Source organism: Pseudodesulfovibrio halophilus DSM 5663, from assembly GCF_059568665.1.
This window is the reverse complement of sequence record NZ_JCANTV010000008.1, coordinates 84,275-104,580: the sequence shown is the minus strand read 5'-3', so window position 1 is coordinate 104,580 and position 20,306 is coordinate 84,275. Positions and strand designations below refer to the sequence as shown.

16 protein-coding genes are annotated in these 20,306 nt (G+C 64.1%); 5 read left to right on the top strand and 11 right to left on the bottom strand.

All coding sequences use genetic code 11. From position 1 onward, the window contains the following. Positions 1–3 precede the first annotated feature (3 nt). Together glgP and BR24_RS02565 are read left to right on the top strand one after the other, a co-directional pair. Positions 4–4,239 (top strand): alpha-glucan family phosphorylase, encoded by a 4,236-nt coding sequence (glgP, locus tag BR24_RS02570; RefSeq protein ID WP_496539944.1) that lies wholly within the window; start codon positions 4–6, stop codon positions 4,237–4,239. A gap of 162 nt (positions 4,240–4,401) precedes the next feature. Further along, positions 4,402–5,478 (top strand): mechanosensitive ion channel family protein, encoded by a 1,077-nt coding sequence (locus tag BR24_RS02565; RefSeq protein WP_496539943.1) that lies wholly within the window; start codon positions 4,402–4,404, stop codon positions 5,476–5,478. Between the two features lie 11 nt (positions 5,479–5,489). Here BR24_RS02565 and arfB read toward each other — a convergent pair whose 3' ends face one another. Next, complete coding sequence (gene arfB / locus BR24_RS02560) at positions 5,490–5,915, bottom strand: alternative ribosome rescue aminoacyl-tRNA hydrolase ArfB (protein ID WP_496539942.1); 426 nt, start codon at positions 5,913–5,915, stop codon at positions 5,490–5,492. A 115-nt stretch (positions 5,916–6,030) separates the two neighbouring features. Between arfB and BR24_RS02555 the strand changes: the two genes are divergently transcribed. Both BR24_RS02555 and BR24_RS02550 read left to right on the top strand, forming a co-directional pair. Then, the gene (locus BR24_RS02555; RefSeq protein WP_496539941.1) at positions 6,031–8,637 is read left to right on the top strand and encodes a PAS domain-containing sensor histidine kinase; all 2,607 of its coding nucleotides are present in this window, start codon (positions 6,031–6,033) and stop codon (positions 8,635–8,637) included. Continuing rightward, on the top strand, positions 8,634–9,647 hold the full coding sequence (locus BR24_RS02550) for an HD-GYP domain-containing protein (RefSeq protein ID WP_496539940.1): 1,014 nt from the start codon (positions 8,634–8,636) through the stop codon (positions 9,645–9,647). The genes BR24_RS02555 and BR24_RS02550 overlap by 4 nt, the downstream gene beginning before the upstream one ends. Here BR24_RS02550 and BR24_RS02545 read toward each other — a convergent pair. The 5 genes from BR24_RS02545 to rlmB form a co-directional block, all read right to left on the bottom strand. Beyond that, positions 9,644–10,783 carry an ABC transporter permease gene (locus BR24_RS02545; protein WP_496539939.1) on the bottom strand — a complete coding sequence of 380 codons (1,140 nt, stop codon included), beginning with the start codon at positions 10,781–10,783 and terminating at the stop codon, positions 9,644–9,646. The two genes, BR24_RS02550 and BR24_RS02545, sit on opposite strands and share 4 nt — an antisense overlap. Beyond that, a complete protein-coding gene (locus BR24_RS02540; protein WP_496539938.1) occupies positions 10,780–11,700 on the bottom strand; it encodes an ABC transporter ATP-binding protein in 921 nt (306 codons plus the stop codon). The genes BR24_RS02545 and BR24_RS02540 overlap by 4 nt, the downstream gene beginning before the upstream one ends. Beyond that, positions 11,693–12,673: an HlyD family secretion protein gene (locus tag BR24_RS02535; protein WP_496539937.1), complete on the bottom strand. Its 981-nt coding sequence runs from the start codon at positions 12,671–12,673 to the stop codon at positions 11,693–11,695. The genes BR24_RS02540 and BR24_RS02535 overlap by 8 nt, the downstream gene beginning before the upstream one ends. Next, positions 12,673–13,275 carry a TetR/AcrR family transcriptional regulator gene (locus BR24_RS02530; RefSeq protein ID WP_496539936.1) on the bottom strand — a complete coding sequence of 201 codons (603 nt, stop codon included), beginning with the start codon at positions 13,273–13,275 and terminating at the stop codon, positions 12,673–12,675. The genes BR24_RS02535 and BR24_RS02530 overlap by 1 nt, the downstream gene beginning before the upstream one ends. A gap of 206 nt (positions 13,276–13,481) precedes the next feature. Then, on the bottom strand, positions 13,482–14,252 hold the full coding sequence (gene rlmB / locus BR24_RS02525) for a 23S rRNA (guanosine(2251)-2'-O)-methyltransferase RlmB (protein WP_496539935.1): 771 nt from the start codon (positions 14,250–14,252) through the stop codon (positions 13,482–13,484). Positions 14,253–14,441: 189 nt separating this feature from the next. Here rlmB and BR24_RS02520 point away from each other — a divergent pair, with 189 nt between their 5' ends. Beyond that, entirely contained in the window at positions 14,442–16,046 is a 1,605-nt protein-coding gene (locus tag BR24_RS02520; protein WP_496539934.1) for a lytic transglycosylase, read from the top strand. Positions 16,047–16,136: 90 nt separating this feature from the next. Here the strand turns inward: BR24_RS02520 and BR24_RS02515 are convergent, their stop codons facing one another. The 5 genes from BR24_RS02515 to BR24_RS02495 all read right to left on the bottom strand — a co-directional run bounded on the left by BR24_RS02515 (position 16,137) and on the right by BR24_RS02495 (position 20,259). Beyond that, positions 16,137–16,700 carry a class I SAM-dependent methyltransferase gene (locus tag BR24_RS02515; protein ID WP_496540351.1) on the bottom strand — a complete coding sequence of 188 codons (564 nt, stop codon included), beginning with the start codon at positions 16,698–16,700 and terminating at the stop codon, positions 16,137–16,139. Between the two features lie 87 nt (positions 16,701–16,787). Then, the gene (locus BR24_RS02510; protein ID WP_496539933.1) at positions 16,788–18,119 is read right to left on the bottom strand and encodes a trypsin-like peptidase domain-containing protein; all 1,332 of its coding nucleotides are present in this window, start codon (positions 18,117–18,119) and stop codon (positions 16,788–16,790) included. Positions 18,120–18,121: 2 nt separating this feature from the next. Then, positions 18,122–18,976, bottom strand: a complete 855-nt coding sequence (locus tag BR24_RS02505) for a zinc metalloprotease HtpX (RefSeq protein ID WP_496539932.1) — start codon at positions 18,974–18,976, stop codon at positions 18,122–18,124. 97 nt (positions 18,977–19,073) lie between these two features. Next, positions 19,074–19,742: a substrate-binding periplasmic protein gene (locus tag BR24_RS02500; RefSeq protein ID WP_496539931.1), complete on the bottom strand. Its 669-nt coding sequence runs from the start codon at positions 19,740–19,742 to the stop codon at positions 19,074–19,076. A gap of 94 nt (positions 19,743–19,836) precedes the next feature. Beyond that, positions 19,837–20,259, bottom strand: coding sequence for an Hsp20/alpha crystallin family protein (locus BR24_RS02495; RefSeq protein WP_496539930.1), 423 nt, complete (start codon positions 20,257–20,259; stop codon positions 19,837–19,839). Between the last annotated feature and the right edge of the window lie 47 nt (positions 20,260–20,306).

Here is a 20,306-nt window from a genome sequence, read left to right as displayed (position 1 = left end):
GGCATGGAAAACAGCTGGCTCTTCGAAGTTTCCTGGGAAGTATGCAACAAGGTCGGCGGCATCCACACCGTCCTCAACAGCAAGGCCGGACACGCCTCGCGCCTCTTCGAGCGGCGCTACGCCGTCATCGGCCCCAAGCTGGCCCGCAACCCCGGCTTCGAGCCGGGCGAACCGCCGGACGAGCTTCGCCCGGCGCTCAAGCGACTCGCGGACCGCTCCATTCCGGTGGAGACCGGACGCTGGGACGCCCCCGGCCGGCCCTACGCCCTGCTCGTGGACTTCCTGCAGGCCGTGCCCGATCACGACAAACTGCTCTTCCAGCTCTGGAACGACTTCGGCGTGGACTCCATGACCGGCGGCTGGGACTACGTGGAGCCCGTGATCTTCAGCACGGCGGCGGCCATGGTCATCAAGGAGTTCGCGGACGACGCGGCGGACGTGTCCGACGTCTACGCCCACTTCCACGAGTGGATGTCCGGGGCCGGAGTGCTGCACCTTCGCAAACACGCCCCGGCGGTCTGCACCCTGCTGACCACCCACGCCACCATGCTCGGCCGCTCCATGTCCGGCTCGGGCAACGATATCTACGCCATCCTGGACGAGATCGAGCCCACGCAGGAGTCCAAGGTCTTCGGCGTGGCCGCCAAACATTCCATGGAATCGGTCTCGGCCCGTGAGTCGGACTGCTTCACCACGGTCAGCAACATCACCCGACGCGAGGCCGCCACCCTGCTGGGCACCAACCCGAGCGTGGTCACGGTCAACGGCTTCAACCTCGACGACTTCGGCAGACCGGAAGAAGTCATGGCCCGGAAGCAGCGCTCCAGAAAGCGGCTGCTGGAGTTCGCCTCCCATTTCCTTGAAAGGGAGCTCGACCCCGAAAAGACGCTCTTCGTGGCCACCAGCGGACGCTACGAATTCCACAACAAGGGCATCGACATGCTCATCGAGAGCCTCGGCGAGCTCAACGGCAGACTTCAGGGGCAGGACGTGGAGGTAATCACCTTCCTGCTGGTGAGCTGCGGCTACGCCGGGTTCAGCGACGAGGCGCGCATGCGCATCAAGAAGGGCCATTACGGCATGGAAAAATACGCGGGCATCGCCACCCACCATCTGGGCAGCCCGGACCAGGACCCCATTGTCAACGCCTGCCGTAACGCGGGCCTCGACAACGAGGCGGACGATCGTTGCAGCGCCATCTTCATCCCCGTCTACCTCGACGGGCACGACGGCGTGCTCGACATGGAATATTACGACGCGCTTGCCGGAATGGACCTGACGGTGTTCCCGTCCTTCTACGAACCGTGGGGCTACACACCCATGGAGAGCGCCAGCTTTGCCGTCCCCACCGTGACCTCCAACCGCGCGGGCTTCGGCCAGTGGGTACAGGAAAAGCACCCCGAGGGACACCCCGGCGTACTGGTGCTGGACCGCCTGAAGCAGGACTACGCAGGAGCCAGAAGCCAGCTCACCGACTTTCTGGATCGCTTCACCCACTGGGAGGCAGAGGAGCATGAGCAGCGCCGCGACGCCGCGCGAGAGCTCTCCGAGGAGACCACATGGGACAACTTCTACCCCCTCTACGAGGACGCCTACGCCCGGTCCGCCACCGCGCGCACGGAACGCGTGGCCGGCGTGCAGCGGCTGGCCGCGACCCCGAGCGAGCTCATCAGCTTTTCCGGGGTCAACACCACGCAGCCCCGGCTGCGGTCGTTTTCCGTGGTGACCGAACTGCCCGAGGCGCTCGCCCGGCTGAGGGAGCTGGCGGAGAACCTGTGGTGGGTCTGGCACAAGGACGCGCAGGCCCTGTTCCGCGACATCGACCCCGAACACTGGGACGCCTGCGAAGCCAACCCGGTCCGCTTTCTGGACACCATGAACCGCGAGCGGCTGACGGGACTGAGCGCAGACGAGGCCTTCATGGGCCGCTTCCGCGACATCCTCGCCCGCTTCGACGCGTACATGGCCGAGAAGGCCGTCGCGGACACGGAGGGGATCACGTGGGACAACCCCGTGGCCTACTTCTCCATGGAATTCGGCCTGCACGAGAGCATCCCCGTCTACTCCGGGGGCCTCGGCCTGCTCGCGGGAGACCACATCAAGTCCGCCAGCGACCTGAACCTGCCCTTCGTGGGCGTGTCCCTGCTCTACAAGAACGGCTACTTCCACCAGCGCATCAACGGCTACGGCGATCAGGTGGTGGAATACCGCGAGAACGATTTCGCGAGTATGCCCGTTGCGCCGCTGCACAACGTGGACGACGAGCGAATCCTCGTCACCGTGGACCTTCCCGGCAGACAGGTCTTCGCCCAGATATGGGAGGTGCGCGTGGGCCGCGCCTCGCTCTACCTGCTGGACACGGACGTCATGGAGAACTCCCGCCCGGACCGCGACATCGCCGCGAGGCTTTACGAGCCGTCCTCCAAGGGGCGCATCGAGCAGGAGATCATCCTCGGCATCGGCGGCGTGCGGCTGCTCAACGCCCTGGAGATCGAGCCGAGCATCTTCCACCTCAACGAGGGCCACTCCGCGTTCATGCTGCTGGAGCGCATCCGGCAGCTCATGGTCATGGAAGGCATGGAGTTCTCCGAGGCGAAGGAAGCGGTGCGCGGCGCGACGGTCTTCACCATGCACACGCCCGTGCCCGCAGGCAACGAGCGGTTCGAAAAATCGCTGGTGGAGAACTATTTCCGCAACTACGCAGCCGGGATGGGTGTACCGTGGGACAGCCTCTGGAACCTCGGTCACATGTATGCCGAAGAGTCGGACCACCTGAACATGACGGTGCTCGCCCTGCGCCTGTCCTGCCGCAGAAACGGCGTGAGCAGGCTGCACGGCGAGGTCTCCCGCAAGATGTGGATGGACCTCTGGCGTGGCTTCCTGCTGGGCGAAGTACCCGTCGGTCACGTGACCAACGGCGTGCACATGCCCTCCTGGGTGGATGAGGAGATGCGCGGCCTCATCGAACGCAACTGCCATGTCGGCCTGCACGACGCCCTGCTTGGGCATCAGGACTGGAACTGCCTCGAGGCCGTTGACGACCGCGAGCTGTGGGACACCCACTGCCGCCTCAAGGACCGGCTCTACGACGCGGTTCGCCGTTCCATAACCAACCAGTGGGAGCGCGAGGGCGAAGCCCCTAACCGGCTCCGGCACTTCCTGCGCGAGCTGAACCCGGGCCACCTGACCATCTGCTTCGCCCGCCGCTTCACCGCCTACAAGCGGCCCACGCTGATCCTGCACAACATGCAGACCATCAAGAACATCCTGTGCAACCCGGACCGACCCGTGAACCTGATCTTCGCGGGCAAGGCGCATCCGGCGGACACCGTGGGCGCGAGCTTCATCAACCTCATCGTCAGGCTCGCCAAACAGGACGACTTCATGGGGCGGATCATCTTCCTCGAAGGCTACGACATCCGGCTGGCGCGCCTGCTCGTGGCCGGGTCCGACCTGTGGCTGAACAACCCAACGCGGCTCATGGAGGCCAGCGGCACCAGCGGCATGAAGGCCGCCGCCAACGGCGTCCCCAGCTGCAGCGTGCTGGACGGCTGGTGGGATGAAGCCTACGACGGCGCCAACGGCTGGGCCATCGGGCAGGGCATGGTCTACGACACGCAGGTCAATCAGGACATCGTGGACGCGGACCATCTCTACTCCGTGCTGGAGCATGAGGTGGTGCCGGAGTTCTACGAGCGCGACGAGCACGGCGTGCCGCACGCATGGGTCGCGCGCATGAGGGCCGCCATGAAGAGCTCCCTCGGACAGTACGGAACCCACAGGATGGTGGAGGACTACATCGACGAGCTGTACCGGCCCGCGCTGGAGCTCTCCTCGAGACGCTCCCGTGACGGATACTCCCTCGCCCGCGAGGTGGGCGGCTGGAGAAGGCGCATCCCCGGCCGGTTCGCAACCGCATCGGTCAGGGAGGTGCGGGTCACCGGCATCAGCGGCGACGTCATCCGCTACGGCGAACCGCTGCACATCACCGCGCAGGTGGAGAAGGGGCAGCTGCACGACGAGGAGCTGCTCGCCGAAATGGTGGTGGCCGACGAATCCGGCACCCGCCCCATCGACGTGGTGCCCATGACCATCAGGCACTCCGAGGGCAACACCCTGACCTTCGAAGCCCAATACTCCCCCACGACCGTGGGGCCGGTGCGCTACGGCGTGCGCATCATGCCCGTACATCCGGGCCTCGGCAGCAAGTACGAGACCCGCCTCATTCGCTGGAGCTGACGCGGCGCCGCACTCACCCGGGCCGCCGGGGATGCCAGCAGGCTCCCCGGCGGCCTTTTTCGATCCGGATAAACAATAATCCACCACTTCGACCGGTTACCGTTATCGTGACGGTCGTCCGACCTTTGACCACGTACCTTGGGAGGAGGTGCCATGGAATCAATGGAGTTGATGAGACTCACGGCCCGCGTCGCGCTTGCCTCCGCTGCACTCCTTGCGGCGGCGGGCCTGCTGATCTGGCTTTTCCGGGGCCGGAAGTCCGGCAGCGTCCGCTTTCGCGACGCGCTGGTGGACTCCGTGCGCTCAAGAACGAGAATGCTCATCCCCACTGCGGCGGTCATCTTCGCCGTGGGCATGCTCGTGCCCTTGGCGCAGCTGGACACAACAACAACCAGAACGCTCGGGACGGCCCTGAACATCCTTTGGATCATGCTCGCGGCCTGGGGCGTCACGGCCGTGGTGTCCATTTTCTGCGATGCGACCCTCTGGCGGTACGATGTGAACGTGGAGGACAACCTCGGCGCGCGGCAGGTGCATACGCGCATCAGGGTTCTTCAGCGCATCGTGACGGTCGTGGTCTGGATCGCCGCCGTGGCTGGAGCGCTGTTGCTGTTCGAGCGGTTCCGGGCCCTCGGCGGGACGCTGCTGGCCTCGGCCGGGGTATTCAGCATCCTGCTCGGCCTGTCCGCCCAGAAAACCTTCGGCGCCATGGTGGCCGGGATTCAGGTGGCCCTGTCGCATCCGGTGAACATCGACGACGTGGTCATCGTGGAGGGCGAATGGGGCCGCATCGAGGAGATAACCTTCACCTACGTGGTGGTCAGGACGTGGGACCTGCGCCGCATCATCCTGCCCATTTCCTATTTTCTCGAAACCCCATTTCAGAACTGGACCAGAAAGAGCGCGGAGATACTCGGCAGCGTGTTCCTGCATGCGGATTACACCGTACCGATGGATCAACTGCGCGAAGAACTGCGCAGTCTGTGCGAAGCCAATTCCGGGCTCTGGAACGGGAAGACCTGCGTGCTGCAGATGACGGACGCTGGCCCGGACACCGTGACGCTGCGGGCCCTCGTGAGCGCGGACAACGCGGGTGCGGCGTGGGACCTGCGCTGCGCCATCCGCGAGGGGCTCATCCGGTACATGAACGAACACTGCCCGCAAAGCCTTCCGAGACACCGCGTACGGCTTCAGGAAGAGCCGCACGCGCCCGAGCAGGCCGGGAGCGACGCTCCATAGGAAAGCGGACGCTACTCGTCTCCGCCCACCTTGCCGCGTGCCTTCTTGATGGCGCCGCGATGCTTTTTGCTCTGCAGCCGCCGACGGACGCTGGAGCGCGTTGGCCGTGTGGCCCGTCTGGTCTTGCGCTTTTTCAGAGCATCGCGAAGAAGCTGGGCGAAACGCCGGATCGCGTCCTCCCGGTTGCGTTTCTGACTCCGTTCGCTCTCGGAGGAGACGCGCAGCACCCCGTCCTTCCCCATGCGCGAAGCGAGCGCACGGGTCAGACGGTCCTTCTGCCACCGCGACAGGGTCGGCGAGGCCTCCACGTCGAAGAGCAGGGTCACGCGCGTGTCGGCCGTGTTCACATGCTGCCCCCCGGGCCCCGAGGAACGGCTGAAGGTAAACCGGACCTCGGCTTCGGGGATGACCAGCCTATCGTTGATTCCGATATCCATCCCCGGGAGATACCGCCGCGCGGGGGATGCGTCAAACCAGGTCGTTTTATCATGGTCCCCGTTCTTTTTTTCCCGTAATTTCAATCGAAGAATCGAACTTCCGGCGGGAGACGGGATGCGACTGACCAAAAGCAACATCTGGATTTTCGGCGCCACGCTGGCCGCGGCCATCGTGGCTGTTGCGGCGATATCCTTCTATGTCCAGTACGAGTCCGCCTATTCGCAGCACCGCGAATGGATCTGGCGCAGCCTGCTCAAGGACAGCGCCATGATACGCGAAATGTACCGTTCCAACCTCAGCATCATGCACAAGGACCGTGCCCTTGACGCCACCATCGGGCAGGTAGCCTTCGCCCAGTCCACGCTCGCCAAATCCGCACCCAAGAGCAGCATCGCCGTCCGGGTGGAACAGACCGGCGGCATCCGCTTCATGGTGGTCAACGGTCAGCTGGTGCGCGATACGGAACTCGAGCTCTCCAGTCTGGCCTTCGGCAAGGGACTCGGCAAACCCATGGCACTGGCCCTGGCGGGCGAACAGGGCGTGACCACTGTGGACGCGCGTGGCGAACCCGCCGTGCTGGCCGCCTACAAACCTCTCCAACTGGACCAGAACGTCAGGCTGGGGATGGTGGTCAAGATCAACCTCGAAATCATCCGCGGTCCATTGCTCGAAGGCGGCGCCATCGCCCTCGTCACCGGGGTCGGCCTCGCCCTGCTGTGCATGATAGTCCTCGTGCGGACCGGAGAGCCGCTGCTCGACAGCCTGCGGCACAACCGCGACAGCTACCGCAATCTCGTGGAAAGCAGCGGCAGCGTCATCATGCGCCTCTCTCCGGAGGGTAAAATCCGCTTCCTGAACCAGTACGGTGCCAACCTCTTCAGCCCGGACGAGGATAAAGAGAACCGACCGGTCTTCGGGTTCGTCTTTCCCGACGATGAAAAAAACCGGGCGGAGTTCTCTTCCATGGTGAACCAGCTCGCCTCCAGCGCGTCATCCGTCTCTCTGGAGATGAACTGCCCCACATGCAAGGGGCACCCCGTCTGGTTCGCGTGGACCTTCTCCCCGATGACCAACGAACAGGGGCGGCTCACGCAAATCCTCGCCGTTGGGAACGACATCACCGCCACCAAGCGGGCCGAAGCCGCGCGACGCGAGAGCGAGAGCCGCTTCCGCAGCATCGCCGCGGCCAGCCCGGTGGGCATTCTCATCACCGACCTGCACGGCAACCCCGCCTATGCCAACGATCAATTCCTGACCATGTTCGGCACCACGCTCATTCAGCTGCTCTCGGAGGGGTGGATGAAGATGGTCCACCCCGAAGATCGCAAGCGGGTACGGGACAACTGGCTCGGCGGCGCGAGTCGAAAGCGCAGCAGCCGCTCGGAGTTCCGGATCATCGCCCGCGGCGGCCGCGAGTTCTGGGTTCTGGGCATGGCCGTCCCCATGGGGGAAGACGTCAACAAGCCGGTAGGCATCGTGGGCACGTTCACTGACATCACCGCCATCAAGGACGCCGAGGCCCGCAGCCGCAGGCTCGCCAAGGCGCTGGATCAGGCCGCCGAGGTAGTCATCATCACCGACGCCGACGGGGTGATCGAATACGTCAACCCCGCCTTCGAGACCGTCACCGGATACACGCGCAAGGAGGCCATCGGAAACAAGCCCTCCCTGCTCAAGAGCGGTGAGCACGATCCCCAGTTCTACGAGGATTTCTGGAAGACCATTTCCGAAGGCCGGATCTGGAACGGACAGTTTCGCAACCGCCGCAAGGACGGCAGCATCTACCAGCAGGAATGCACCGTGGGGCCGGTCAAGGACGATGACGGCAAGATCGTGAACTACGTTGCCGTGGCTCGCGACATCACGAAGCGGGTGGAAAACGAGGCCCAGATCCGACACAGCCAGAAGCTGGAATCCATCGGCCAGCTTGCCGCCGGCATCGCCCACGAGATCAACACACCCATCCAGTACGTTGGCGACAACCTGCACTTCCTCGACGAGGCGTTCGGGCAGGTCAAGCAGGTTCTGGACACGGCCCTCGAACAAGTGGAAAAGCTCTCCGGAGAGGAGGCTGAACAGGCGCGTCAGACCATCAGAAAGATCGCCGAAGAGGCCGACCTCGACTTCATGTACGAGGAGATTCCACAGGCGCTTCAACAGTCCACTCAGGGCGCTGCCCGCGTGGCGGAGATCGTCCGCTCCATGAAGGAGTTCTCCCACCCCGGCGACGAAGGCATGAAGCCTTCCGACCTCAATGAAGGCATCCGCAACACCGTCAACGTGGCCCGCAACGAGTGGAAGTACGTGGCGGACCTGGAGACGGACCTGGACGACTCCCTGCCCGCCGTACACTGCCAGATAAGCGAGCTCAATCAGGTGCTGCTCAACATGATCATCAACGCGGCCCACGCCATCGCCGACAAGCCCGGACGCGGCGACGAGAAGGGACGCATCACCATACGCACCCGCCACGAGGACGAATGGGTCCTGATGGAGGTCGAGGACACCGGCACAGGCATGAGCGAAGAGGTCCGCCAGCGGGTCTTCGATCCGTTCTTCACCACCAAGGACGTGGGGCACGGCACGGGACAGGGGCTTGCCATCGCCCACAACGTCATCGTCACCGGACACGGCGGCAGGCTCAATGTTCGCAGCACGCCCGGTGAAGGGTCGACTTTCGAGATTCGGCTCCCGCTTGCTCCGGAGGCCGCAGAGCAATGACGGCGCGGGTTCTCATCGTTGACGACGAGAAGAATCTTCTCAGCGCGCTGCGGCGTCATCTGCGGGAGGCCGAGTACACGGTCCTCACGGAGGAAAACCCCGGCAAGGCGCTGGACACGCTCAGACAGGAGAATCCGGCGGTGCTTGTCACGGACCTGAAGATGCCCGGCATGGACGGCATCGAACTGCTGCGCCGGGCACAGGAGCTCAGGCCCGACTGCATCCGCATCCTCATGACGGGATACGCCGACCTCGGCGCGGCCGTGGACGCGGTGAATCAGGGAGGAGTCTTCCGTTTTCTCGCCAAACCGTTTCAAGCCGAGGACCTTCAGCACGCCATAGACGAAGCGATCCGCTACCGTTCGTTTCTCGAGAGCGACCGGGAGCTGCGGATTCTCAAGCGCACGCAGTCCGCCATGGAGGGGATGATCCGCGCCTTCGTGGATCTGGTGGAAACGCGCGACCCGTATACCTGCGGACACCAGAACCGCGTGGCCCGCCTGAGCGCCGCCATCGGCCGCGAGGCCGGGCTCGACGACGACAGGTTGCACGGGCTGCGGCTGGCCGCGCTGGTCCACGACATCGGCAAGATCGGCGTTCCCTTCAGCATCCTCAACAAGCCCGGCGTGCTCAGCGAGGCGGAAATGGACATCATTCGCGAGCACCCGGAAAAAGGCTGGGGGACCCTGCGGCACGTGGATTTCCCGTGGCCCATCGCAGAGGTCGTGCTCCAGCACCACGAGCGCCTCGACGGGTCCGGATACCCCCATGGGTTGGAAGGCGACGCCATCCGCACCGAGGCACGGATCATCGCTGTGGCGGACATGGTGGACGCCATGGCCTCGCACAGGCCCTACCGTCCGGCTCTGGGCGTGGACGCCGCCCTCAGGGAGCTGCGCTCCGCCCGTCATCAACAGTACGACGCCCGCTTCGCCGATATCTGCGTCGACCTCTTCGAAAACGGCTACCGGCTCATTCAGGATTCCCGCACGGAGTCCGACGCGAACTAGTCCAGCGTGCGTCTGAATCGCTTGAGTCCCACCAGCAGCACCGCCAGCAGGAAGATCGCCACAGGCCAGACGTGATGCAACGCGTCCAGCGGCCCGATGCCCTTGAGCAGCACCCCGCGCACCAGCCGCAGGTAATGCGTCAGGGGCAGCACGGAACCGATGCCCTGCGCCCACTCCGGCATCCCCCGGAACGGGAACATGAAACCCGAGAGCAGCAGCGACGGCAGGAAAAAGAAGATGGAGAGCTGCACGGCCTGCAACTGGTTTCTGGCGATGGTGGAGACGGTCACGCCCACGGTCAGGTTCGCGGCGATGAAGACCACGGAGAGCAGGAACACCAGTGGCACGCTGCCCTCGAAAGGCACCCCGAACAGGAACCGGGCCGCCACCATGATCAGCACCATCTGCACGTAGCCCACGAAGATATACGGCACGATCTTGCCGAGCATGACCTCCAGCGGTCGGATCGGTGTTGTCAGCAGATTCTCCATGGTGCCTCGCTCCCGCTCGCGGGTGATGGCCAGTGACGTTATCATGACCAGCGTCAGGGTCAGGATGACGCCCATAAGGCCCGGCACGATGTTGTACTGCGTCTGCACCTCCGGATTGAAGTCGCGGTGGATGCGCAGGTCCACGGGGGCTTGTTGCGGAATCAGGCTGCCGAAGGCCCCCTTCAGGTCGCGGGCAATGGCCGTAGTCACCACGCGGTTCACGGCGGCGATGGCCCCGGACGTGGCGGAGGGGTCGGTGGCGTCGGCCTCCAGCAGCAGCACCGGACGCTCGCCGCGCATGAGCTTTCTGCCGAAGCCCTCCGGAATGGTCAGCACGAACTGCTGAGTGCCGAGGTTCATGGCCTCGCGCGCCTGATCCCGGCTGTCGATGATGCGGTTCACGTCAAAATAGCTGCTGGTCTGCATGGCGGCCACGATGGAACGCGAATACGGCGACTCGTCCGCCGAGAGGATGGCCGTTGGCAGATGGCGCGGGTCCGAATTGATGGCGTACCCGAAGAGTATGAGCTGAATGAGCGGAATGCCGATCATCATGGCAAAGGTCAGGCGGTCGCGCCGCATCTGCACGAACTCCTTGGCGGCCATGGCCGCGAACCGGCTGAAGCTGAACCGTCCGAGACTCATTGCTTGCCGCTCCTTCGCATCATGTCGATGAATACCTCTTCGAGCGAGGTGTCCACCGGCTCCGCCGTATGATCCGGTCCCGAGGCCGCTCGGATGGCCTTTTCCAGCAGATCGCCGTCCGGACCGGAGACATGCAGGTCATTCCCGAACGCGGCCGACTGGCGCACGCCGTCCATGCCCTTGAGCTTTTCCGCCAGCTCGTGAAGTTTCGGTCCCCGGACTCGCCATGTGACCAGCGCGGACTGTTCGATGATCTCATGCACCGTGCCGCGCACCAGCAGGTCCCCGTAGGCGATGTAGGCCAGCCGATGGCAGCGCTCCGCCTCGTCCATGTAGTGGGTGCTGATGAGCGCGGTGACGCCCTCTTCGGCGGCCAGCCGGTGCACCTCATCCCAGAAGTCGCGGCGCGCGCCCGGATCCACGCCCGCCGTGGGTTCGTCGAGCAGCAGCAGTTTCGGCCCGTGCAGGATGCTCGCGCCCAGCGCCAGTCGCTGCTTCCAGCCGCCCGAGAGGCCCCCGGCAAGGATGTTCTCGAACCGGTCCAGCCCCATGGAATCCAGCATCCGCGCCACGTGCCGTTTCACGTTTTTCATGCCGTATGCACGGGCCATGAATTCGAGATTCTCGCGCACGGTGAGGTCTTCATACAGGGAGAAGCGCTGGGCCATGTACCCCACGTGCGGCTTGATGCGGTCGCCTTCGGTACGGATGTCGTAGCCGAGGCAGGTACCCTCGCCCGCATCCGGCTCCAGCAGTCCACAGAGCATGCGGATGAACGTGGTCTTCCCCGAGCCGTTGGGGCCGAGAAAACCATATATCTCGCCCCGCGACACATGCATGTCCACCTCCCTGACCACCGTGCGGTCGCCGAAGGACTTGGTCACGCCGCTCACGTCGATGACGCGCTCGTCACTCATGCCCGGCCTCCACGGGAACACCCTGCGGCGGCAGCACGTCCAGCGGCTGCCCCGGCTTGAGCCTCGCCGCGTCCTGCGGCTCGACGGGCCGCGCCTCCACCATGAACACCAGCTTGTAGCGGGTGGAGCTGGAGTAGATCACCGGCGGCGTGTACTCGGCCTCGGGCGCGACGTAGCTGATGCGAATGGGAAGCAGCTCCTTGCGACCGTCCATGCGCACCGAGGCGTCCATGCCCGGCTCCAGCCGCGAAACCACGGTCTCCGGCACGAAAAAGCGCACGATCCGGTTTTCCGGCGGCAGCAGGGATACAACGGGGTTTCCCGCGGGCACCCATTCGCCTTCCTCGCGGATGGTGTCGAACACCAGCGAGGCTTTCGGAGCGTCCTGCGCCTTTTGCTCAAAATTCCAACGGGCCTGCTCCAGCTTGGCTCGGGCCGCGCTCACGTTGGCCTCCGCTGCCTTCACCTCGTCTTCTCGCGCTCCGAGCCGCGCGGTGTCGAGCTGGGCGCGGATCTGCGCCACCTGCTGACGTGCCGTTCGGTATTCGGTAAGTGACCGGTCGCGCTCTTCTTCCGAGATGGTCTTCTCTTCCAGCAGCTTCTCGCGGCGCTTGTATTCGGCCTCGGCAAGAATCATGGACGCACGGGCCTTGCGAAGCCGCGCCTCGATTTCGGCGATCTCGGACGGACGCTTGCCCTTGGAGAGGTTGGCGAGCTCGTTCTCGACGCGACGCAGGTTGTCCTCGGCTTCGGCAACCCCGGCCGCCTCGAAACGTCGCTCCAACGTAAACAGGGGCGCGCCAGCATCCACGGTCTGCCCGCGCTGCACCGAAAGTGTCTGCAACCTGCCGCCGATGGGGGCGGCCACGTGCACGTATTCACCTTCCACGTATCCCTGCCACGAGTCCGGCGGCTCGGAGCAGGCAGCCAGCAGCACCGACAGGAGACAAACACAGGGAATCAGGCGCTTCATCAGTCATCCCTCCGTGCGCGCACGGTTTGCTCGAAGAGCCGCCAGTTCCGGTGGACCTGTTCCCGGAAATCGAACGATCCGCCGCTGATGTGATTCAGAAAGACCGGCGGCAGCAGGATGCCCAAAAACATGAACATGAGGTCGGTGGAGTCGGCATCGTCGCGGATCACGCCCTCACGCTGCCCATGCTCCACGAGCAGTCGGACCCGCTCTCGGAAACTGCCGGAAGTGCGGTCGAACCCGGAGCGCACCTCGGGGCTGGACCCGACGATCTCCTCGGAGAACATCAGATGCATGACCCCCGGACGGCTGTGCAGGGTATCTGCCTGCAGGCGCGACAGGCGACGCAGGGCATCCAGCGGGTCGACGGCGTCACTGACCGCCTCCCTGGCGTTTTCCTCCATGACCCCGCGCATGTGCGCCAGCACGGCCAGCATCAGGTCGTCCTTGCTCTTGAAATGGCGGTACAGCGCGGACGGCACCACGCCCATCTCCTCGGCGACGCCTGTCAGCGTCACTGCGGAAAGCCCAGCCTCCGCGAGCTTCAGCGCGACCTCGGCCGCCTGTGTTCTTCTTTCTTCCCCCGACATTCGCTTTGCCATGACACACCTCCACTTGGTGAATGTGATTTCACTTTCACTTTACCAAAGGTTTTTGTCAACCGCAGGGGGTTATAATTTGCAAATCGTCACACAACCACTGCCATGGCGTTGGATTGAGCCGCGGCACCGAGCTGGGGAATCATGCACAACAAAAAACGGACCGCCCGGTGGACGGTCCGCATGGGATGTCGAGTGTTCAGTCGAGGCTAGGAATTGCGCAGGGAGAACATGCCCACGAGCATGGCTCCGGCCTGCGCCACGTTGAGAGAATCGAAGTCCCTCTTGAAAGGAAGATAAATCTCGCGGGTGCACTGTTTGGCCACGCCGGGCCGTACGCCCTTCTCCTCGTTGCCGAGGACCAGCACGGCCGGAAGGTTCAGCTTGGTGTCGAAGGCGTTTTCGGATTCCTCGCCTGAACGGGCGCAGAATATCTCGTAGCCATGCTGACGGCAGTCCACCAGCGTGCGGGAGAGGTTGTTGGCCTTGGCCACGGGCAGGCGGTTGAGCGCCCCCGCGCTGGCCTTGACCGCACCGGCCCCGAGGTATGCCCCGTGGTGGCGGCAGACGATGACCCCGGCCCCGCCCATGGCGTAGACCGTTCGCACCAGCGCGCCCACGTTGCCCGGGTCCTGTACCTGATCAAGCGCGACGATGAGCGGAAGCGGTGCATCCGGGGCTGTCTCGAGCAGCTGCTCCACGGGCGTATATTCCAGCGCGGCCACCTGTGCGGCCACACCCTGATGGTTGCCGGAATAAGCCCGGTCCAGGTCCTTGGTCTGCACGGATTTGAAAGCAATGCCGTTATCGCGGCACAGGGTCACGATGCGGTCCAGCTGCTTGTCGTGCCTGCCCTTTTTGAACATGACGTGGTCCACGCGTTCCGGGTTGGCTTCCAGAAGCTCCAGCACCGGCTTGGTGCCTACCACAAAATCCTTGCCGCCCCTCGAAGGGGCGCGATCGTCACTTTTGTTTCGCATTATCTCGCCTTTTGGACGTTTGAGAGCCGTATCGGCCTGTGTTCCGAGTAGTCGTTTTCCGTCGCTATTGCAATCGGCACGCAGGTGAGATAGCACGTACTCTCAGCCAAACAGGTAGATCAAGAAGTTTTCTAGACTTCCCTGCAACGCGCCTTTCTGGTACAGTTCGGCGCAACCACGGAGGCAACTTTGCTCGATTATAAATGGTTTCGCGGTCTTCTGATCGCAACTCTCGCTCTCGGACTGCTCGCAGGCTGTGCCGAGAAAAAGGCTCCCTCTCCCAAGGACGAGGAGCTTCCCAAAGTCTTCACCGAGGCGGACGAGGCTGTCCAGCCCCTTGAAGAGGCGGTCAACGCCGAACCCGAAGAAAAAGAGGAAGAGTCTCTCACGGAAACGGAGAAGACCGTTCTGGAGTCCCGCTTCGGGCTGATGTTCGACCTCGACTATCGTGAGACGAAGGAAGTCAGCCAGTACTTCGCCTATTTCACTCACAAGAAGCGCAACGTCATGAAACGCTGGCTCAAGCGCGCCGAGCCCTACCTGCCGTACATCCGGCAGGAGCTGACCAAGCGCGGCATGCCGCAGGATCTCGCCATCCTGCCCTTTGCCGAGTCGGGCTACAACCCCTACGCCTATTCCTGGGCCGGGGCCGGCGGCATGTGGCAGTTCATCAAGGGCACGGGCCGCAAGTACGGCCTGCGCATCGACTGGTGGATCGACGAACGTCGCGACCCCTACAAGGCCACGCGCGCTGCCCTCGAATACCTCGAGGATCTGCACGAACGCTTCGGCGACTGGTACCTGGCCCTTGCCGGCTACAATGCCGGTGAAGGCAAGATATCCCGCGCCCTGCGCAAGACCAACTGCAACGATTTCTTCGAGCTTACCAAGAACAACCGCAAGCTCAAATACCGTTACAGGCTGCGCAAGGAAACCCGCCACTACGTTCCCAAATTCATTGCCCTTTCCAAGATATTCCAGAACCTCGACACCCTCGGTTTCGACCCCGTCCGCTGGGACCGTGAACCGAACCTGACTCCCGTCGAGGTGCCCGGCGGCACCGATCTGCTGGCGCTGGCCCGCGCAGGCGGCCTGAGCTGGAAGGAGTTCCACAAGCTCAACCCCGCCTACCGCAGGCAGGTCAGCCCCCCCCACTGGACCACCACCGCGTATCTTCCGGCCAAGGAAGCGCCCAAGATGGTGGCCTACCTTGAGAATCCCAAGTCGCAGCCCTACGCAGGCTACCTGACCTACCGCGTGCGCCGCGGCGACTCCTGGTGGAAGATATCCCGCCGTTTCGGCGTGCCCATCTCGGTGCTCAAGAAGATCAACAATCGCCGCTCCAACATCCTGCGTCCGCGTCAGACCGTAATGGTCCCGGGCAAGGGTTCCCGCCGCTCGGTGGCCTCGGCCTCCAGCAGCAAGCGTCGCCGCATCGCCAACTCCAAGGGCGCCTACGTCATCCGCAGGGGCGACACCCTGTGGTCCATTGCGCGCACCTTCGGCGTCAGCGTGAACACGCTCAAGCGCAGCAACGGCATCGTCAACTCCCGCAGGATCAAGCCGGGCATGCGCCTGTACATCCCCAATGCCGGAGCCAAGGCGACCAAGCAGGCCAAGAAGGGTGCCGGAGAAGTCCGCGCCAAGCTGGTGAAGTACAAGGTGCGCCGGGGCGACAACCTCATCAGCATCGCCCGCCGGTTCGGCTGCACCGTGGCCCAGCTGCGCAAGTGGAACAAGCTGAACCGCAACACCATCTATGTGAATCAGCGGCTCAAGGTCTACGTGAACTAGAGCCGATTCAATCCCCTGAAAGGAAAACGGGCGACGCGGATGTACCGCGTCGCCCGTTTTCACGTTGAAAGGTCTTGTCGCTTTTTTCGTCTACTTCTTCCGGCCCAGCATCCGGCAGCCGTTGGAGATGTGCCCCTGCATGGTCTCGAAGACGGTCTCCTCGACATGCAGCAGCTCCATGCACGAAAACAGCGAGGTCAGGTGGTCCATCTCGTGATGACGGAAGGTGCCGCCGTCCTCGATGTCGAACATGCCGTAGACCTTGTACTTCCTCTGCCCTTCTGCGTACCGGTCCAGATTGCGGCGGTCGTTGTTGAGCAGAAAGTCGTTGATGTAGAGGTATCCACCCGGACGCAGCACGCGGCAGGCTTCTGCGATGCACTGCTCCTGATCCGCCGTGCTCGGGATGCAGGTCAGCACGCCCAGCATGAGCACGCCGTCGAACGATTCGTCATCGAACGGGAGGCAGTCGTCGGGCATGTGGCGCAGATCAAGGTCGGGATGCTCGCGCAGCCCTCGTTCCACCAGCGAGAGGGAGATGTCGGCGCCGACGAGCGAGGTATAGCCTGCGTCACGCAGTTCCGCCACGGTACGGCCGTAGCCGCAGCCGAAGTCGAGCACCGGAGCGTGCGAGGGGACGTGCCTTGTGAACAGTTTCAGGTCGAAGGGGGTGGTGAAGGTTCTGGTCGCACCCGCCTCGTTCCAGTATCGTCGATAGGGGTCTATGGCCGTCAGCTCCTGTTAGAGTTGCAGTGGGACGTGGTACAGCTTGCCGCCGCGGCGCACGTTCAGGAAAACCGTGGCCTGCAGCCGGTTCATGAGAACCGCTCTGACCACGTCGTCCATGCCGCGAAGACCCACGTTGCCTATACGATGTATGACGTCGCCCCGCTTGATGCCGAGCCTCGCGGCGGGGCTTCCCTTTTCCACTGCGGAGACGCGGACGCCGCCACTGTTGGAGCGGCTCAGGGAGAGTCCCCAGAGCTGCCGCGCCAGCTTGAGCGCCATGTCGCGGTCCACCGCCTGCGGACGCAGCTCGACGCTGATCCGCTTGCCCTGCCGGAACACCTCCAGCCGGATCGTCTCCTTGCGGGTCAGCCCGCGCATCTTGAGCAGATAGTCGTCGCGGTCGAGGACCCTGTTCCCGTTGAGGGTCAGCAGGACGTCGCCGGGTCGCAGCCCGGCCCCGGCCGCGGGGGTGTCCTCGTACACTTCCGCCACGAGCAGGCCGTTGAGCGAGGGCAGGGAAAAATAGTGCGCCGTGCCCTGATCGATGTCCTGCCCGGAGACGCCGAGCCAGACAGGGGCCACGGTGCCGGTGGTGAGCAGTTCCTCCACCACCACGCGCGCCTTGTTGATGGGGATGGCAAACCCGATGCCCTCGCCCTTGGCAAAGATGGCGGTGTTCACGCCGATGAGCTCGCCGTTGAGGTTGAGCAGCGGCCCGCCGGAGTTGCCGGGGTTGATGGCCGCATCGGTCTGGATGAAGTTGCCCATGGCTCCGCGCTTGGTGCGAATGGAGCGGTTGAGCGCCGAGACCACTCCGGTGGTCACGGTATGGCTGAAGCCGTAAGGGTTGCCGATGGCGACCACGGTCTCGCCGATCAGGATGTCGTCGGAGTGGCCCATGGGAACTTCCGGCAACCGTTTGGCCTGTTTCAGCCGCAGCACCGCGAGGTCGAAGTCGAGGTTCGCGCCGAGCAGCTCCGCGTCGAAGGTTCTGGCGTCGTTGAGTCGCACCTTGATGGAGTCGGCCCCGGCCACCACGTGGGCGTTGGTGAGCACCAGCGCTCGGTCGCCGTCGATGATGACGCCGGAGCCGAGACTGTTCCGCTGTTGCTTGCGCTTGGGCAGGTTGTTGAACATCTCGAACCAGCGGCCTATGGCGTCGTTGGGGAACGGGAAGGCGCTGGTGGTGGTCTCCGAGACCGCCGTGATGTTCACGACGGCCGGACTGACGCGCTCCACTGCGCGCACCACCGGGGTTCGCCGCGCCGCAAGACCGTCGTCGGCACGGGCAAGAGGCGCGGGAGCGATCGTCAGCAGTGCGACCAGCAGCCAGAGGGCCCGCATCCCTATCGGCCTCCCGCCATCTGGTTCAGCCTGCGGATGCGCTCCTCCACGGGCGGGTGGGTGCTGAAAAGATTCGCCATCTGCTTGCCGCCGGAAAACGGCGAGACGATGAACATGTTCTCCGTTGCCGGGCTGCCCTTCATGGGCACCTGCGAAGCGGCGCTGGAGAGCTTGCCCAGCGCCGAGGCCAGCGATTTGGGCTTGCTGGAGAGCTTCGCGCCGGTCTCGTCGGCGAGATACTCGCGGGAGCGGGAGATGGCCATCTGGATCAGCGTCGCCGCGACGGGCGCGAGCATGGCCATGGCGATGGCCGCGATGGGGTTGGCGCCTTCATCGTCGTCACCGCCGCCGATGCCGAAGATGGCGGTCCACTGAAGCATGGTGGCGAGAAAGACGATGGCGCCGCCGAGCACGGCCGCGATGGTCTGGATGAGAATGTCGCGGTTGACGATGTGGCCGATCTCGTGGGCGATCACGCCGCGCAGCTCCTCCGGGTCCAGAATGCGCACGATGCCGCTGGTCACGGCGACCACGGCGTTTTCCGGATTGCGGCCCGTGGCGAAGGCGTTGGGCTGGTCCTGCGGCACGAGATATATCTTGGGTTTGGGGATGCCCGCGTTGGAGGCGAGCTCCTCCACCACGGCGTGGATATGCGGCGCGTCGCCGCGGGAAAGTTCCCTTGCCTTGTACATGGAAAGCACGAGCTTGTCGGAATACCAGTAGCTCCCCACGTTCATCACCATGGCGATGACAAAGGCGATCATCAGGCCCGCGCGACCGCCCATCGCGCCGCCAAGAAGCATCAGCAGCCCGGTCAGAAGGCCGAGCAGAATCACGGTTTTAATCTGGCTGGTCATCGTATTGTCCGTCTCCTTGCAATCATCGTTGCCCGTCTTCAAGCGAACGGGAGACAGTTTATATAATCAGCCCCGGGCGCTTGGCAATCGTTACCGGTCAATTTCCCAGGCCGTAACGTTCATGAATCGCGCTCACCGACCCGTCGGCCCACATCTCGCCCAGAACCTGATCGAAACGCTCCCAGAGCGAACGGACCCGACTCCCGCCGGCGCGGGAAAACATGGCGAACAATTCGGTGCGGCCGATGGTGTACAGCACCTCAAGCCCCTCAATCGCGTGGCGTTCGGACTGGGAGCCGAAAACCCGCAGGTTCACCAGCGCCACGTCGGTCCGACCGCGGGACAGCTTCCTGAGCTGGGCCACCACATCCGTGCTGTAGTCCTTGTCCAGCCCGCGCATGCTGTCGAACTCCTGCCCGTAGGAGTGCTGCCGGACCACCCCCACGCGAAGCCCCCTGAGGTCGTTCAGCGACCCCACGCGCACGCCCTCGCCGCTTCTCCCGACGACAACGACCCGCTCTCTGGCAAGCGGATGCTTCGGGTACAGGGTGTAGACCTCGCGCTCCATGGTTCTGAAGCCGGAGGAGAGGACGTCGACGCCGCCCTCGCGCAGTTCCAGCAGGGCCCTGCGCCACGGCAGCTGCATGAAATGGGGCGTTACGTCCATGCGGCGGCAGGCCTCGCGGATCACCTCCACGTTGGCGCCCACGGCCACGCCGTCTTTCATGTATTCGTATGGAGGAAAGGACTCGAAGGCCACTGTCATTCGCTCATCCGCCCGGCTGACAGCGGTCGGCGAAAACATGCTCGGAGCCAGCAGGAGAAAAAGGAGAACTGCTGCTTTTTTCAAGAGTGCTACGTCACCCGACTTTGATGGTTCGCCGTCCGGTCGGACGCTTGGCGATGGTGATGGTCAGCAGGCCGTCGCGCAGACGCGCGGCCACGCACCTGCTGTCCACCCGAACCGGCAGGGCGAACCGCCGCAGGAACGGCCCGTAGTCGCGCTCCAGCACATGGTAGACGTTGTCCCGGTCCTCCCGCGCGAAGCAGCGGCGGCCGCAGACGACGAGCTCGTCGCCGTGCACTTCCACCACCATGTCCTCGAGACTCATCCCCGGAACCTCCACGAGGATGTGGATGTGCCGTTCGCTCTCCACCATGTCGGCAGCGGGCGACCAAACATTTCCGGGGTCGGTGTTCACGGAGATTTCCTCGAAACCCCTCTCCGTGTCGTCGCCGTTTTCGTCGAGCCCCATCCAGGGGTTCCAGTTCAGTTTCGCCATGAGAAGCTCGCTTCACAGGAATATAATTTGCCCTGCTTTAAAATGGG

What these genes read in the sequence shown, in the direction of transcription:
- glgP (WP_496539944.1), top strand. Translation starts at nt 4, where the DNA reads ATGGAAAACAGCTGGCTCTTCGAAGTTTCCTGGGAAGTATGCAACAAG.
- BR24_RS02565 (WP_496539943.1), top strand. Translation starts at nt 4,402, where the DNA reads ATGGAGTTGATGAGACTCACGGCCCGCGTCGCGCTTGCCTCCGCTGCA.
- arfB (WP_496539942.1), bottom strand. Translation starts at nt 5,915, where the DNA reads ATGGATATCGGAATCAACGATAGGCTGGTCATCCCCGAAGCCGAGGTC.
- BR24_RS02555 (WP_496539941.1), top strand. Translation starts at nt 6,031, where the DNA reads ATGCGACTGACCAAAAGCAACATCTGGATTTTCGGCGCCACGCTGGCC.
- BR24_RS02550 (WP_496539940.1), top strand. Translation starts at nt 8,634, where the DNA reads ATGACGGCGCGGGTTCTCATCGTTGACGACGAGAAGAATCTTCTCAGC.
- BR24_RS02545 (WP_496539939.1), bottom strand. Translation starts at nt 10,783, where the DNA reads ATGAGTCTCGGACGGTTCAGCTTCAGCCGGTTCGCGGCCATGGCCGCC.
- BR24_RS02540 (WP_496539938.1), bottom strand. Translation starts at nt 11,700, where the DNA reads ATGAGTGACGAGCGCGTCATCGACGTGAGCGGCGTGACCAAGTCCTTC.
- BR24_RS02535 (WP_496539937.1), bottom strand. Translation starts at nt 12,673, where the DNA reads ATGAAGCGCCTGATTCCCTGTGTTTGTCTCCTGTCGGTGCTGCTGGCT.
- BR24_RS02530 (WP_496539936.1), bottom strand. Translation starts at nt 13,275, where the DNA reads ATGGCAAAGCGAATGTCGGGGGAAGAAAGAAGAACACAGGCGGCCGAG.
- rlmB (WP_496539935.1), bottom strand. Translation starts at nt 14,252, where the DNA reads ATGCGAAACAAAAGTGACGATCGCGCCCCTTCGAGGGGCGGCAAGGAT.
- BR24_RS02510 (WP_496539933.1), bottom strand. Translation starts at nt 18,119, where the DNA reads ATGCGGGCCCTCTGGCTGCTGGTCGCACTGCTGACGATCGCTCCCGCG.
- BR24_RS02505 (WP_496539932.1), bottom strand. Translation starts at nt 18,976, where the DNA reads ATGACCAGCCAGATTAAAACCGTGATTCTGCTCGGCCTTCTGACCGGG.
- BR24_RS02500 (WP_496539931.1), bottom strand. Translation starts at nt 19,742, where the DNA reads ATGACAGTGGCCTTCGAGTCCTTTCCTCCATACGAATACATGAAAGAC.
- BR24_RS02495 (WP_496539930.1), bottom strand. Translation starts at nt 20,259, where the DNA reads ATGGCGAAACTGAACTGGAACCCCTGGATGGGGCTCGACGAAAACGGC.